Raw genomic sequence first — 13,864 nt, forward strand, 5'->3', positions numbered from 1 at the left:
CATGAAAAAATTGCCAACTTCTATGCAATCGTAAGCCCCATAAACTATTTTAAGAATGTTATCTATGAGCAGCCAAAAATATTCTGTAAACCAGCACCTAATTGAAACCCTATTGAGTTGGGTTAAATCTGGCGAGATCGCCATTCCTGAAATTCAGCGCCCCTTTGTCTGGGATGCATCCAAAGTGCGGGATTTGATGGATAGTCTTTATCAGGGATTTCCCGTGGGTTACATCATCGCTTGGCGTAACCCGACCGTGAAACTAAAAGACGGCACCTTGGCAGAAGGTAAAAAAGTGCTGATTGATGGGCAGCAGCGCGTTACCGCGTTGACCGCCGCGATTGCCGGGCAGCAAGTGGTGAATAAGGATTACAAGCAAATCCGGATTCGGATTGCGTTTAATCCGGTGGATGAGCGTTTTGAGGTGTGTAACCCAGCCATCGAAAAAGATAAAGCATGGTTTAGTGATATTGCTTCTATTGTCAGCGGGGAACAAAAATCTCACAAAGTTGCTCGTGACTATTTGGCGTTGAATCCAGATGTTAATGAGGATTTGGTATACGAGCGGTTGGATAGATTGTGCGACATCGTCAAAAAGCAAATCGGCTTAATTGAATTAGCGCCGGACTTGGAAATCGATACCGTTACAGAAATTTTTATTCGCATCAATTCCAAAGGTGTTGTACTCAGCCAAGCGGATTTTGCCATGTCTAAAATCGCCGCCAATGAAGATTTTGAAGGGAACAGCCTACGCAAGGCGATTGATTATTTTTGCCACTTGGCTGTTGCTCCCGAGTTCTACGCACAAATTGAAGCGAATGACTCTGAATTTGTTAAGACCGATTATTTTGCAGCCATGCGTTGGCTACGAAATGAGAACGACGACCTTTACGATCCCAGCTATTCCGACATGCTGCGCGTTGCGTTTACAACACGTTTTAATCGCGGACGGCTTTCCGATTTGGTTGGGCTATTGTCTGGCCGTAATTTCGAAAACCGCACCTATGAAAAGGCGATAGAGGAGAGCTCGTTTAAACTGCTGGGCGAGGGGGTACGCGAATTTATCAACGAGACCAACTTCAAACGCTTTTTAATGATCATCCGCTCCGCCGGTTTTGTAGACCCTGGAATGATTCAGTCCACCAATGCGCTCAACTTTGCCTACATCCTTTACCTCAAACTCAAACGCGATTTGGGCAATAACCCGAATATAGAGCGCTGGGTGCGCCGCTGGTTTGTGATGTCGCTACTCACTGGCCGCTATTCCGGTTCACCGGAGTCCCAATTCGATAAAGACATACGCGCAGTTCATGAAACCCCGTTTGCGGATCACGTCGCGGCGGTCGAAGCTGCAGAATTATCCGATGCTTTCTGGGAAATTGGTTTGGTTCAAAACCTGGAGACCAGCGTGGTCAACTCGCCCGCACTAAAAGTCTTTTGGGCCGCACAAGCCTATTTGAATGAGAAAGGTTTCCTCAGCAAAGACATCACCATCCGGGACATGCTCGTCCACCACGGCGACGTTCACCACATCTTCCCCAAAAATTTCCTCAAAGGGCGCGGCCTGAGCAAGGCCAAATACAATCAAGTCGCCAACTATGTGATCGTACAGCAAGAGGTCAACATAAAAATCGGAGACCGCTCACCAGTTGATTACATGAAGGACGTGCTGGAACAATGCTCCACCGGTGTTTGTAAATTTGGTGCAATAGACAACATCGAATTGTTACGCAAAAACCTGCACGAAAACTGCCTACCAGAATCCCTGAGCGATTATGAATACGATAACTTCGAAAGCTTTTTGTTGGCGCGCCGCAAGAAAATGGCGGAGAAGGTGAAGGGTTATTATTTTTCGCTGTAAGGAAATGGTAGATAGAAATGACTAAGTGGGATCATCGAGAATGAAATCTCCAGCATCTGTAAAAACCTTAGAAGAGCTCGGCCGTGTCCAGCTCTCAAAATCCTTTTTTAAGCGTGATTTTTTGTACTCAGAGATTTCGCAAATCGAAAAGATACCCAATATTCCCGATGATCCTGATTTGGCTATTGCTGCTGGGCGGGTATTATGTGAAAACGTGTTAGAGCCAATTCAGGAAGGATTGGGGCGAATTGCTATTCGCTCTGCCTATCGCTCTTGCGCGGTAAATGCAAAAGGTGCCGAAAATAAAAACCAAAACAATTGCTCGCGCAATGAGGCTAATTACGCTGGGCATATTTGGGATAGGCGGGATGCTGATGGTTGTATGGGGGCTACAGCTTGTATCGTTGTAACTTCATTTTTGCCTTATTACGAGCAAACCAAACATTGGCAAGCTCTCGCTTGGTGGATTCACGATAATGTCCCCGGTTACTCCCACATGTATTTCTGTCCAAAACTTGCAGCCTTTAATATTAATTGGCATGAGCGTCCAGAAAAGCGTATCGATAGTTATGTTGAGCCGAAGGGCTGCTTAACAAAGCCGGGTATGGATAATTTTGATGGGAGTAATGAGGCGGAGTACCGTGAATTTTCAATGGAGTATCATCGGTAGGGTGGGTGGTAGCTCATATCTTTTTTAAAATATCCACCTCTAAAAAGCAAATGAATGAGTTGGTTTATTACTTGCCAAGTTCTTGATGGGGCGAGAGGCAGAGATAATGATATGGCTGGTATCACCACGTTGTTGAGCGTGATGCCCATAACGTTTTCTAGTTTTATTGGTAGAGTGACCAAGGGCTCTACTTACGTCTTCGCCACTGTGAGTCCTCTTTAGATCAGACGCAAATTGATGGCGAAAGCAATAAGCTGTGATAGATTCGGGGTGCGCTGGCCAGACTTCTTTACCAATTCGTCTAATTTCTACTGTGAAATTAACAGCTTTGTTTATAGAAACAGTAATTGCTTGTCGCGGGTTTGGAATCTCCTTTATTAATTCATGCAGTAATTCATTACTCGAAGTGACGGGGTAGCTTATTGTTCTGAAAGGTTGACCTTTGTTTTCGTCAACCTTTCCACCCTCAATTTGAAAGTTAACGTGGTTATCGCTCATATAGACTCTTATGCCTTTTACAAGTTCGCATGGCCGGCATCCGGTTAACGCAGCGGTGAGAAGGGGTATTCTGTACATGGAGCTTTGGTTGTAGCTAATAAGCAGCTCGCGCCAATTTTTTGGTAGTTTGTGAAGGGCGGTTTTTTTTGATTTTTTCTTATCAAATTCTAAGTCAAAGTCCGACGCATCGAAATTTGCAATATGTTGTAAGTCATTGAAAAGCGAATAAGCATCTTCACAATAAAAGTTATCCGATGAAAGCTCATAAAGTTGTAAGTTTCGCTCAATTTTTTCGCACAAATAAAATCTTATTCCATTTAGCCATTTGTAAAATGTGTTGCTTGTTTTTGCTTTAATGAGTACATCTACTATTGTTTGATCCATCTTTTTTCTTTTGATTAATCGTTCTCCTGTCTTGTAGTAGTCTGCAACGGTTTCCTCGCTTGCATTACAGAAATGCGATTTGATGTCGTGGATAGCGTTAAGCGCATCAAAGTCATAGTTAATTATGTATTTAATTTTCATTTTTTCTCGTCGATTTCAGCTCAATCCAATTGTCAATTTCCATTTCATTAAAAACATTAATGCTTGGCGTTAGTGCGATGGGCTTTGGAAAGCTTTGATCTGAATTCATGATTCGATAGAGAGTCGGCCTGCTGACCGAAAGTTTTTTGCATAGCTGATTTATGCGAAGTAGATTCATTGTTAACCCGTTTGCCACTGATTTGTTATTTAAAATAATGAACAAAAAAAATCAGAATGCAATAGCGGGAAATCTTGTTTTTCGGAAAGTCAATAGGGTAAATATTTTTTTAACCGATTAATTTTTGAAATTGTTAAAAAAATGTCGTAATGCTTTTTTAACTGCACTTTTTTTAAGTGCTTGATTTATCGGCGAGAAAAAATCTGTGATTTGCAGCAGGAGTAAGAATCGATTGGTAATGGGAAGTGAAATTTCAGAAATGGGTGGTAGGGAGGGGGTATCGATAAAATAAATTAAAAATTTTTCAAATTTTGTGTTTTTAGAGGTTTAGGCTGTGTAATAAAATAGTATAGGTAAAAGTACAGGTTGATTATATTTTCTAAATAAAATCCCTTATAAATCAATAACTAAACCCCTATGCATCATCGGTGTGTGCTGATCTGTTGGCTCTATTGCATTCATTGTGTAAATGTCTTTTAAGTAATTGATTTATATATAAATAATTCTATTGTTGGCGGGCTGCAAGGTGCTGGTTTCGCTGCGCTGATGACTTGGCCCAAATAAGAGTTGGGCATTATCCCACAGTCTGGTGCTTGGCGGCGCCCCTCGATTTTCAATGTTATGTCATGATTTTGAGCTGGCTCAAACCCAGAAATAATCTGGATTAGAACGCAAGTTTTACACCTGGGGCTGTTACGTGCTCTGCAAAATACTTCCGCAAATAACAGAGTGGGTTATGCAGAGATCGATGTGATCACCCAGTAGTGCGGTAACGCTTGCGATACACCAGGGGCGTCACTCCCAAAATACGTTTGAAGTGGTGAATGAAATTGCTGTGATCGTAAAAGCCACAGTCGATGGCGATATCGGCAATAGGTTCGATGGTGTATTTCAGGCGATCGCTGGCAATTAGCACGCGCAAGCGAATTAAATATTGCGAAGGGCTAATACGAAAGGTGTCGGCGAAACGGCGTTCAAGTTGGCGTTCGGAAAAACCAAATTGTTTGGCAATATCGGGGACGCTCAAATGCTCCGCATAATGTGAGCGAATATATTGAACCACTTGAAATAGCGGATTTTGCGAGTAGTCCAACATTCGCTCATAACTTTGCACTATGCCGCAAAGTCCATGAATTTTTCCGCTGCGTTCAAAGAGCGGAAGTTTTTGCGTAATAAACCATTCCGGCAGTCCTTCGCGGGTCGGAAACAGTTCAATTAAATTTAGTAAAGATGTGCCATTTTTTAGTAAAAGTTCGTCATCGCGGCGAAATTTCTCTGCCATGTAGAGCGGAAAAAGCTCCTCATCACGTTTACTAAAAAGCTCATCCGGCGAGCGGCAACCACAGCGTTCCGCAAACGCCTGATTACCAGTCATGATGCGGCCTTCGCAGTCTTTCACAAAATACATCACGTTGGGCATGTAGTCGAAAAGCTGTGCTGGCGAGTGTCGTGGATCTAGCTGGGTTAGCCAATCATCAAAATGGTTCATGTCGGAATCGTACAATTTTATTACGGTAGGGTACAAGCGCCAGCCGGAGCGGGCAGGCTAGCATGGCACCACATCATAATAATTGTTGAAGCAGGAGTTCGTTGATCCCATGAAATTTGGCGCTAGTACCTGGCTCTGGACCTCTCCCTTTACCGACCAGCAAATCACACTGCTCGAAAAAATTGCAGGACTAGGCTTCGATTTTGTCGAACTGCCGGTGGAGGACCCGAGCCACTTCTCGGTAGAAAAACTAAAGCCGGTCTTAACGGACTTGGGCCTAACGGCGGTGATTTGCGCCGCCGTTACCAAAGAGCGCGACCTGAGTGCAGGGAGTCTCGCCACGCGCAAACAGGCGTTTCATTACTTTGAGTCTTGTCTTGCGCTAGCAGAAGGGCTGGGGTCGCCTTGTGTGGTGGGCCCGCTGTACGCGCCGGTCGCTAAAGCGCGCCTGGCAACGGAATCCCTGCGCTCTGCGGAGTGGGATAGATCCGTCGCGAGCCTTGCACAATTGGCGCAAACCGCCGGCAGTTGTGGTGTGCATTTGGGGCTGGAGCCGCTCAACCGCTTTGAAACCGACATGATCAATACCGTTGCGGATGCGCAGCGTTTCTTGCAGCAGGCTAATAGCCCTTATCTGGGTATTTCACTGGATAGTTTTCACATGAATATCGAGGAGACTGATTTCCATCGCGCTATCACTCTGGCGGGTGAAAAACTGATTCATTTGCAAGTATCAGACAGCCATCGCGGTGTGCCGGGTGGGGGCAATAGTGACTGGGCCGGGTTGCGCGCAGGGCTGATCGAGATCGGTTATGACGGCACTATCGGCATTGAAAGTTTTTCACCGGATGCCTCCAGTTTGGCAGAGGCGGTGTGTATTTGGCGCCGCTTTGCCAACACGCAGGATGACTTTGCGCGCGATGGCCTGACGTTTTTGCGCCAGTGGTGGGCAGGCGCTTAACGCTACTTTTAAAAACCTATAACAGGTATCACAGGAGATTCGAACTATGTCTGCGACGTTAACGGCTAAAAAATTGAGAGTTGGTCTTGTCGGGTTGGGGTTTGGGGCGGAATTTATCCCTATTTATCAGGCTCATCCGCAGGCGGAGGTGGTGGCTATTTGCCAGCGCAACCAACAAAAGATGGCGGCTCTGGTACAGCAGTTTGGGATAGCGGCCAAGTGTTATACCAACTACGAAGAGATGCTCGCCGACCCTGATGTCGATGCAGTACATATCAATACCCCCATTGGCGATCATGCGCGCCACACCTTGATGGCATTGGCGGCGGGCAAACATGTTGCCTGCACTGTGCCCATGGCGACTTCGGTGGAAGATTGTGAGCGTATCGTGCAGGCGTCGCGCGATAGCGGCAAGGTGTACATGATGATGGAAACCGTGGTTTACAGCCGCGAATTCCTGTTTGTTAAAGAGCTCTATGAGCGGGGGGAACTGGGCAAAATCCAGTTTTTACAAGCCAGTCACCAGCAGGATATGAACGGCTGGCCAAGCTACTGGGAAGGCATGCCGCCCATGCATTACGCAACGCATTGCGTAGGCCCGGTGTTGGGGCTGGAGCGCAAGTTGGCCAAAGCAGTCTCCTGTGTGGGTTCGGGTCGTATCCGCGATGAGTTGGCGCAAGTCTATGGTTCGCCGTTTGCGGTAGAGTCTTGCCATATCCAGTTGCAGGATTCCGATGTGGCGGCACAAATCCATCGCTCGCTGTTTGATACGGCGCGCCAGTATCGCGAGAGTTTCAATGTGTATGGATCGCTTAAATCCTACGAATGGCCACTGGTCGAGGGCGAAGAGCCGGTCATTCATACCTTGGGCAAACCCGAGCCAGAAATTCCTGCATGGGTAGATGTGCCCGATTATGCCCATTTGTTGCCTGAGTCCATCCGTCACTTCACCGGACGTGGTGTGTACGACGCCGACAGCAATCAGCACCTGAGCTTTACCCAAGGTGGTGGGCACGGTGGTTCACATCCGCATTTAGTGCATCAGTTTATTCGCGCGGTATTGGAAGGGCATAACGCTTACCCCAACGCGGTGGAGTCCGCGAATATCAGTTGTGTGGGAATCCTTGCACATGAGTCTGCGCTTGCGGGTGGCACATTAATGGCCATGCCTGCATTCACGCTCGTGCAGTAAATCGTGTAATCGCTATTTTTCTGAAAGACATAACTATGAAAACTATAAATAACTACACCATCCAACGACTGTTTACCCTGATTCTGTTGCTTGCCACCGCCGTATTTCCCCTTAATAACGCTCTGGCAAACAGTGAAAAAGGCATCATCAACTTACTGTTTATTGGCCATGACAAGCGTGAAGGCTCGGGCTATCACCTGTCGTATTTATATGCTCCCTTGTTGAACCAATCGCTCGGCCGAGAAAAAATTCGCATGGAGTACCATGAGGATTTAAGCCAGCTGACCGCTGAGGGTTTGGCGCAATTTGATGCGGTAATGCTCTACGCCAATTACGATCAAATTACGCCTGCACAAGAGGCCAGCCTGCTGCGCTTTGTGGAGCAGGGCGGTGCCTTTTTGCCCATACACAGCGCCAGCGCCTGTTTCAGCAAATCAGACGCTTACGTGAAGTTGGTGGGTGGTCGTTTCCACAGCCATGGTTTGGAAACCTTCACTACCCGTATTGCGCCGGGGCAAGAAAATCACCCGGTGCTCCGTGGTTACAAAGGCTTTGAAACCAAGGATGAAACCTATGTACACCGGGACCACAACGAGGACGGACGTACCGTATTGATGCTGCGCGACCAGGAGCCCTGGACCTGGGTGCGCGAGCAGGGCAAAGGTCGCGTGTTTTACACCGCTTATGGTCATGACGAAGCGACTTGGGGGCAGTTGGAATTTCACGATCTGCTGATTCGCGGCATTTTGTGGAGCGTAGGCGACGAGAAACGCAAGGCGAATCGCGCGCTCGCCAAATCCCTGCCAACGGCCAAGTATGAGGACAGAGGCACTATTCCCAACTACCGTAAAGTGGCTCCGCCGCCACAATATCAACATCCACTCAAACCGCAGGAAACCATGGCCTTGAGCATGGTTGAAAAGGATTTTGAGCTGCAACTGTTTGTGGCTGAGCCAGATATCGCCAACCCTGTGGCCTTTGCCTGGGATGAGCGTGGCCGCCTGTTTGTGGTGGAATCACTGGATTACCCCAATGAATTACGTGCCGATGGCAAGGGCTCTGATCGCATCAGTATGTGTGAAGACACGGATGGTGATGGTCGCGCTAATCGCTGTTCGGTATTCGCCGATGGTTTGAATATTCCCACGGGCATAGTCGCGGTCAATGGTGGCTTTATCGTTGCCCAAGCGCCGCATTTTCTGTTTTTAAAAGATACCAATGACGATGGCAAAGCCGATGTACGTCAGGTGCTAAACAGTGTCTGGGGCATAGAAGATACCCATGCTGGTCCGTCGAACCTCCGTTACGGTCACGACAATCGCATCTGGGGCGCGGTGGGTTACTCGGGCGGGCGCAGCGAGACCCAAGGTGAGTTTCAAAACATGCTTTATCGCATGGATGTGGATGGCCGCAACATCGAACCTATCGCCCAGCTCAATAACAATACCTGGGGCTTGGGGTTGAGCGAGGATTTTGAAGTGTTTGGTTCCACTGCCAACAATGCACCTGCATGGCATGCGCCGCTGTGGCGGAAATATGTCTATGGTCAGCACGAGCAGCTGGCGCCAGGCATGGCCGCTAAAATCGATAACTTCCCCCAAATTTTCCCAATCACCCACAATTTTTTGCAGGTGGATTCGCACGGTCGTTACACCGCTGGTTCCGGTTTTAACCTTTATACCGCTCGCGCGTTCCCCGAGCGTTTCTGGAACCGCAGTGCGTTTATTGGCGAACCTACCGCCCATTTGTTAGGGCAGTTTTTTCTGGAGGAAAACGGTAGTAGCTACCGCGCGAGCAATCAGGGTTCCCTATTAACCAGCACCGATGAATGGTTGTCACCTGTTTATTCCGATGTAGGGCCGGATGGCCAGCTATGGGTTGCTGACTGGTACAACTTTATTATTCAGCATAATCCTATTCCTACTAAAGAGTCTGCCGGTTTTGATGCGGTAGTCGGCAAAGGCAATGCGCACGAAAACCCGCTACGCGACGGCAAACACGGGCGCATTTATCGCCTTGTGGCCAAGGGCGCGCCTGCCTATAAGCCACTGGATTTAAGCAAGGCAGATACCGCCGGTCTGGTTGCAACCCTGGCGAATGACAATTTATTTTGGCGGATGACTGCCCAGCGCAAGTTGGTACAAGAAAAGCGGTTTGATTCCGTGTCTGCGCTGCGCAAAATTTTGTTGGCTGAACCCAAAATCGATGCCATCGGTTTGGATGTGCAATCCATTCACGCTATCTGGACCTTGCAAGGCTTAGGGCAGTTCACCATGGCGGACAAAACAAATGTCGCGGCCATCAAGCGCGCATTGCAACACCCATCACCTGCAACACGCAAAAATGCGGTGAAAGCCTTGTTGGAAAGCGGTTCTCCCGCTGACTTGGTGGCGGCAGCTGCCAGCCTCGATGATGCAGATGCTAAAACCCGACTTTGGGCGCTTATTGCAGTCGCACAACAAAAACCATCCAAAGTGGCGGCGCGAGAATTATTGCGTTTACGCACGCAGCTGCCATCCGACTCATGGCTGGCACAAGCCTTTACCCTGGCAACCTTGCGCCATGGCGACCATTATTGGGCGGCGCTAAATCGCGCGGATGTTGCTGTCAAAGGCAGTTTTTTCCAACACTTCGCCACACTGGAACAAACGCCGGAATACATGCTTACCCGGAAGATGCTTGCGGGCGAATCGGGCGATCTCACAAAAACCATCGCCAGCTGGGAGCGCCTGCCAGATCAGCGTTTGCCGTTAATGGCCACGGCGTTATTGGAAGTTTGGCGCGACCTGCGCCGGGAGCCAAGTGCATCAGAGCTAAAGGCTTTGCAGGGCTTACTTGATCAGTTTGATAGCGAATCGCAAATGGTATTTAAGCTCCGGGCTTCAGGGCTTGCCCTTAAATACAATAATGTGGATGAGGCGACCTACGCCAAGTACTACGAGCAGTATGCGTTCAAGCCGCAAGTGTGGCAGTGGGCATCACCGGAGAGTGGCGTTGTGCTTTATCGCCAGCATTGCGCCAGTTGTCACGGCGGTGATGCAGGTGGCGATGCTGCATTGGGCGCACCTGCGCTAGCGGGGCTAGACCACGCCTATGTACAAACGCAATTGCAGAAATTTCTGATGGGGTTGCGTGGCACGCACTTTAAGGATGTGGATGGCATTTCCATGCGCGCCGCTGTTGATTTCCTCCAGCCGGAGCTAGAGCGTATGCGCAATATTTCGCACCTGTCCCATCATGTAGCGAAGTTGCCCAGCGTGAAACAACCAGCGACGGTCAAAGGTGATATACAGCGCGGGGCCCAGTATTTTGCAACCTGTGTGGCCTGTCATGGAGCTGATGGCAAAGGTAATACTGATCTGGGGGCGCCACGTATTGCGGGGCAGGCGGATTGGTACTTGCTAAAACAATTGCAAAAATATCGGGCGGGAGCGCGCGGTGCAGATCCACGCGATGTTGCTGGTCAACAGATGGCGGCAATTGCCAAAACTCTGGCGGATGAGCAGGCACTGAAAGATGTTGTAGCTTATATCCACTCGCTGGATGCATCTGCTCAATAGTGTGCTTTTGAAGGCTCAAGACAACCACGACATGGCGCGCCTTCCCGCTGCCATGTCGTTGGTGTTGCGGGTTACACCGGATAATCAAATACAATAATATCGTCCAGCAGTGGTACAAATTCCTCCTTTAAAGCTTCGTGTTGCGGGTGCGGTAAATAGTGCGCGCGGGCAGCTTCATCGGCAAATGTCATCAATACTGCATGGGTGAAATTTTTATTCATTCCTTCAGGGCTATCGTTCAGGCCCCACTCCACATCCACAACACCTTCAATTTTATCTGGCATGGTTTCAAAGAGCGTTTTGACGGCAGTTATTTGTGACGATTGTACTGAGGCTTTAAATTTTATTAACAGAATATGTCGAATCATTTATTGCTCCATTGATAGGTGATAAGAAATCTAATTGTGTTTTGTTGCGTGCAATTATTACATCATTGATTCTACAGGATTGGTTATACTACTTTTCATGGGTATATAAATGAATAATTATATTTTTTGCATTCTTATAAAGTTATAAAGGAAGATCTCCATGCAGCATTCTTTTTGTCATCGCTTTTTTGCTTTTAACCGCAATGCAATCTTAGTCAGTTTATTGTTTGCAACATCTGTTTCGCTTGCATGGGCCGCACCTGCTACATCTGCAAAAAATTGTACTGCTTTAATGGAGCATAAGTTTCCATCGTCTTTGCACTTGGTTGTGCAGAATGCAACAGTGAATGAAGCAGACGCTTTTTGTCAGCTGAATGGTATTGTCAATTCACGTACTGGTATCGACGGTAAACATTACGGCATTGAATTTGAAATGCGTTTACCTTTGTCGTGGAACGGCCGTTTTGTGTATCAAATGAATGGCGGAAATGACGGCACTGTGGTTCCCGCAGAGGGTGGTTCGGCGCGCGCGCAGGGTTATGCGGTGTTAAGTACCAATGCGGGCCACTCGGGCAACGCTGCAGAAAATCAGCAATATGGTTTGGCGGCGGGTAATCGTTTTGGTTTGGACCCCCAAGCGCGGGATGATTATGGTTACGCCGCAACTGCAACCATGACACCTATTGCCCATCAGCTTATCAAGGCTCTTTATGGCAAATCAGCCGCTTATACTTATCTGGCGGGTTGTTCTAACGGTGGTCGTCACGGCATGGTCGCGGCCAGCCGTTACGGGGATATGTTTGATGGGATTTTAGTGGGCGCCCCCGGGTTTAATTTGCCCAAATCGGCGGTGCAACATGCGTGGGATATACAAAGTACCCAGCAAGTTGATCCACAATTGCGCAACGCGTTTAGTCGTAGTGATATGAAATTGTTGGCAAATAAAGTCATTGCAATGTGCGATGGTTTGGATGGCATCAAAGATGGTTTAGTCAATAAAGTTCGCCACTGTCAGGAGGTTTTTGATATCAATAGCCTGCGCTGTGATAAACAAAAAACGGCCAGCTGTTTGACTGATGTACAAATAAAATCCTTCGCCCGCATGATGAGTGGCCCGAAGAACAGCAAAGGCCAATCGCTTTACAATCATTGGTGGTATGACGCAGGTATCGCGGATGATGATTGGCGTTTTTGGAAATTTGAAAGCCCCATTCCCGCGTGGAATCACCATCCATTAATTGCCACCATGGGCGCGGGCTCACTGGCTTATTTGTTCACGACACCCGCCACCGAAGTGGAAGGTACGCCCGAGAAGTTGCTGCAGTTTTTAAGCGAATTTGATTTTGACCGCGATGCTCCAAAAATTTACGCGACTCACGGCAAATTTAAAAAGTCTGCCATGGAATATATGACCCCGCCCGATGTGGATAATCCACGACTTACAAAATTCTACAAAAACGACGGCAAGCTAATTATTTACCACGGCCAAAGCGACCCGGTATTTACCACGGTGGATATTGTGGAATGGTATGAAAAGCTCAATAAAAATTATGCGGGCCAAGCACAAGATTTTGCACGCTTGTTTGTCGTGCCCGGTATGAACCATTGCAGTGGCGGCCCGGCGACAGATCAGTTTGACGCCTTTGGTGCACTGGTGGCATGGGTGGAAAAAGGTGAGGCACCTGCAACCCTTACCGCCACAGTGAACCCTGAGAATAAATCCCTTCCTGCCGACTGGAGCAAAACCCGTTCAAGGCCATTATGTCCTTGGCCGAGTGTTGCTATCTACAAAGCAGGTGATATTGAGGTGGCGAGCAGTTTTGCTTGTGAGATTCACTAAACTTCAGCTCATTTAGGTGAAGGGCGCTCTGTTCTTTCGGGTGACGCCGATGGGCCTCTACTAGTACCTGTCGTTGGATTAGACAAGTAATCCCTGCTAACAGGTGGTTGTTGTCGTCTTGATAATTAATTAAGATGCTAAACAATAATCATTATCAACAATTGCCCTGCTTAATTGTTGGTTAGTATGGGAGAACCTCAGTGCCGCCTGACGCTGTATCAAACCAGCAATTCGATGCATGGTATTCAACGCACAATGACTGGCTGCAAGGGTGGCTTCGGCGCCGTTTGGGCGATCATGCTACGGCGGCCGATCTAGCCCATGACACTTTTCTCCGGGTGTGGGTTAAATCCCAATCCAACAAGCCCCCTGAAGTCAATGAACCGCGAGCTTATCTCACTACTATCGCCAAGCGATTGATGATCAATTATTACGAGCGCCAATCGCTCGAGCGGGCGTTTATGGTGACGCTTGAGCAATTACCGGAACCCTTGGTTCCCTCTATTGAAGAGCAGGTTATTGTTTTAGAGACATTGCACGAATTGGATGTGCTGCTAGCCGAGCTTCCATCCAGAGTTCGTTCCGCCTTTCTTATGTCCCAATTGGAAGGGGTCACTTATGAGGAGATTGCTGCCCGTTTGCACGTGAACGTGCGTACCGTTACCCGTTATATGGCGCAGGGGTTCCGCCAATGTTTGCGTTTAATGTTGGCCAGTGACTGA

11 protein-coding genes are annotated in these 13,864 nt (G+C 48.1%); 7 read left to right on the plus strand and 4 right to left on the minus strand.

Features of this window, described 5'->3' with window-relative positions:
- The first annotated feature begins 64 nt into the window (after positions 1–64).
- The gene (locus tag NNX04_RS02935; RefSeq protein ID WP_261947449.1) at positions 65–1,861 is read left to right on the plus strand and encodes a GmrSD restriction endonuclease domain-containing protein; all 1,797 of its coding nucleotides are present in this window, start codon (positions 65–67) and stop codon (positions 1,859–1,861) included.
- A gap of 40 nt (positions 1,862–1,901) precedes the next feature.
- Positions 1,902–2,531, plus strand: coding sequence for a hypothetical protein (locus NNX04_RS02940; protein ID WP_261947450.1), 630 nt, complete (start codon positions 1,902–1,904; stop codon positions 2,529–2,531).
- Between the two features lie 39 nt (positions 2,532–2,570).
- On the opposite strand, the gene NNX04_RS02945 is transcribed toward NNX04_RS02940, so the two are convergent.
- From NNX04_RS02945 to NNX04_RS02950, 3 genes are all read right to left on the minus strand, one after another.
- Complete coding sequence (locus NNX04_RS02945) at positions 2,571–3,554, minus strand: site-specific integrase (protein WP_261947451.1); 984 nt, start codon at positions 3,552–3,554, stop codon at positions 2,571–2,573.
- The gene (locus NNX04_RS22870; protein WP_410004074.1) at positions 3,544–3,732 is read right to left on the minus strand and encodes a helix-turn-helix transcriptional regulator; all 189 of its coding nucleotides are present in this window, start codon (positions 3,730–3,732) and stop codon (positions 3,544–3,546) included. The genes NNX04_RS02945 and NNX04_RS22870 overlap by 11 nt, the downstream gene beginning before the upstream one ends.
- Positions 3,733–4,486: 754 nt before the next feature.
- Positions 4,487–5,221, minus strand: a complete 735-nt coding sequence (locus NNX04_RS02950) for an AraC family transcriptional regulator (protein WP_261947452.1) — start codon at positions 5,219–5,221, stop codon at positions 4,487–4,489.
- Between the two features lie 109 nt (positions 5,222–5,330).
- Between NNX04_RS02950 and NNX04_RS02955 the strand changes: the two genes are divergently transcribed.
- Genes NNX04_RS02955 through NNX04_RS02965 form a run of 3 tightly spaced genes read left to right on the plus strand, consistent with a single transcriptional unit; the run spans position 5,331 to position 10,934 of the window.
- Positions 5,331–6,182 carry a sugar phosphate isomerase/epimerase family protein gene (locus tag NNX04_RS02955; protein ID WP_261947453.1) on the plus strand — a complete coding sequence of 284 codons (852 nt, stop codon included), beginning with the start codon at positions 5,331–5,333 and terminating at the stop codon, positions 6,180–6,182.
- Between the two features lie 46 nt (positions 6,183–6,228).
- Positions 6,229–7,374: a Gfo/Idh/MocA family protein gene (locus NNX04_RS02960; protein ID WP_261947454.1), complete on the plus strand. Its 1,146-nt coding sequence runs from the start codon at positions 6,229–6,231 to the stop codon at positions 7,372–7,374.
- A 35-nt stretch (positions 7,375–7,409) separates the two neighbouring features.
- The gene (locus tag NNX04_RS02965; protein ID WP_261947455.1) at positions 7,410–10,934 is read left to right on the plus strand and encodes a PVC-type heme-binding CxxCH protein; all 3,525 of its coding nucleotides are present in this window, start codon (positions 7,410–7,412) and stop codon (positions 10,932–10,934) included.
- 71 nt (positions 10,935–11,005) lie between these two features.
- Here NNX04_RS02965 and NNX04_RS02970 read toward each other — a convergent pair whose 3' ends face one another.
- Positions 11,006–11,302 (minus strand): Dabb family protein, encoded by a 297-nt coding sequence (locus tag NNX04_RS02970; protein ID WP_261947456.1) that lies wholly within the window; start codon positions 11,300–11,302, stop codon positions 11,006–11,008.
- A 160-nt stretch (positions 11,303–11,462) separates the two neighbouring features.
- Here NNX04_RS02970 and NNX04_RS02975 point away from each other — a divergent pair, with 160 nt between their 5' ends.
- The gene (locus tag NNX04_RS02975) at positions 11,463–13,142 is read left to right on the plus strand and encodes a tannase/feruloyl esterase family alpha/beta hydrolase (protein ID WP_261947457.1); all 1,680 of its coding nucleotides are present in this window, start codon (positions 11,463–11,465) and stop codon (positions 13,140–13,142) included.
- 200 nt (positions 13,143–13,342) lie between these two features.
- A complete protein-coding gene (locus NNX04_RS02980) occupies positions 13,343–13,864 on the plus strand; it encodes a sigma-70 family RNA polymerase sigma factor (protein WP_040391758.1) in 522 nt (173 codons plus the stop codon).

The sequence above is a fragment of the Cellvibrio sp. QJXJ genome, assembly GCF_024452345.1.
Taxonomy (GTDB): Bacteria; Pseudomonadota; Gammaproteobacteria; order Pseudomonadales; family Cellvibrionaceae; genus Cellvibrio.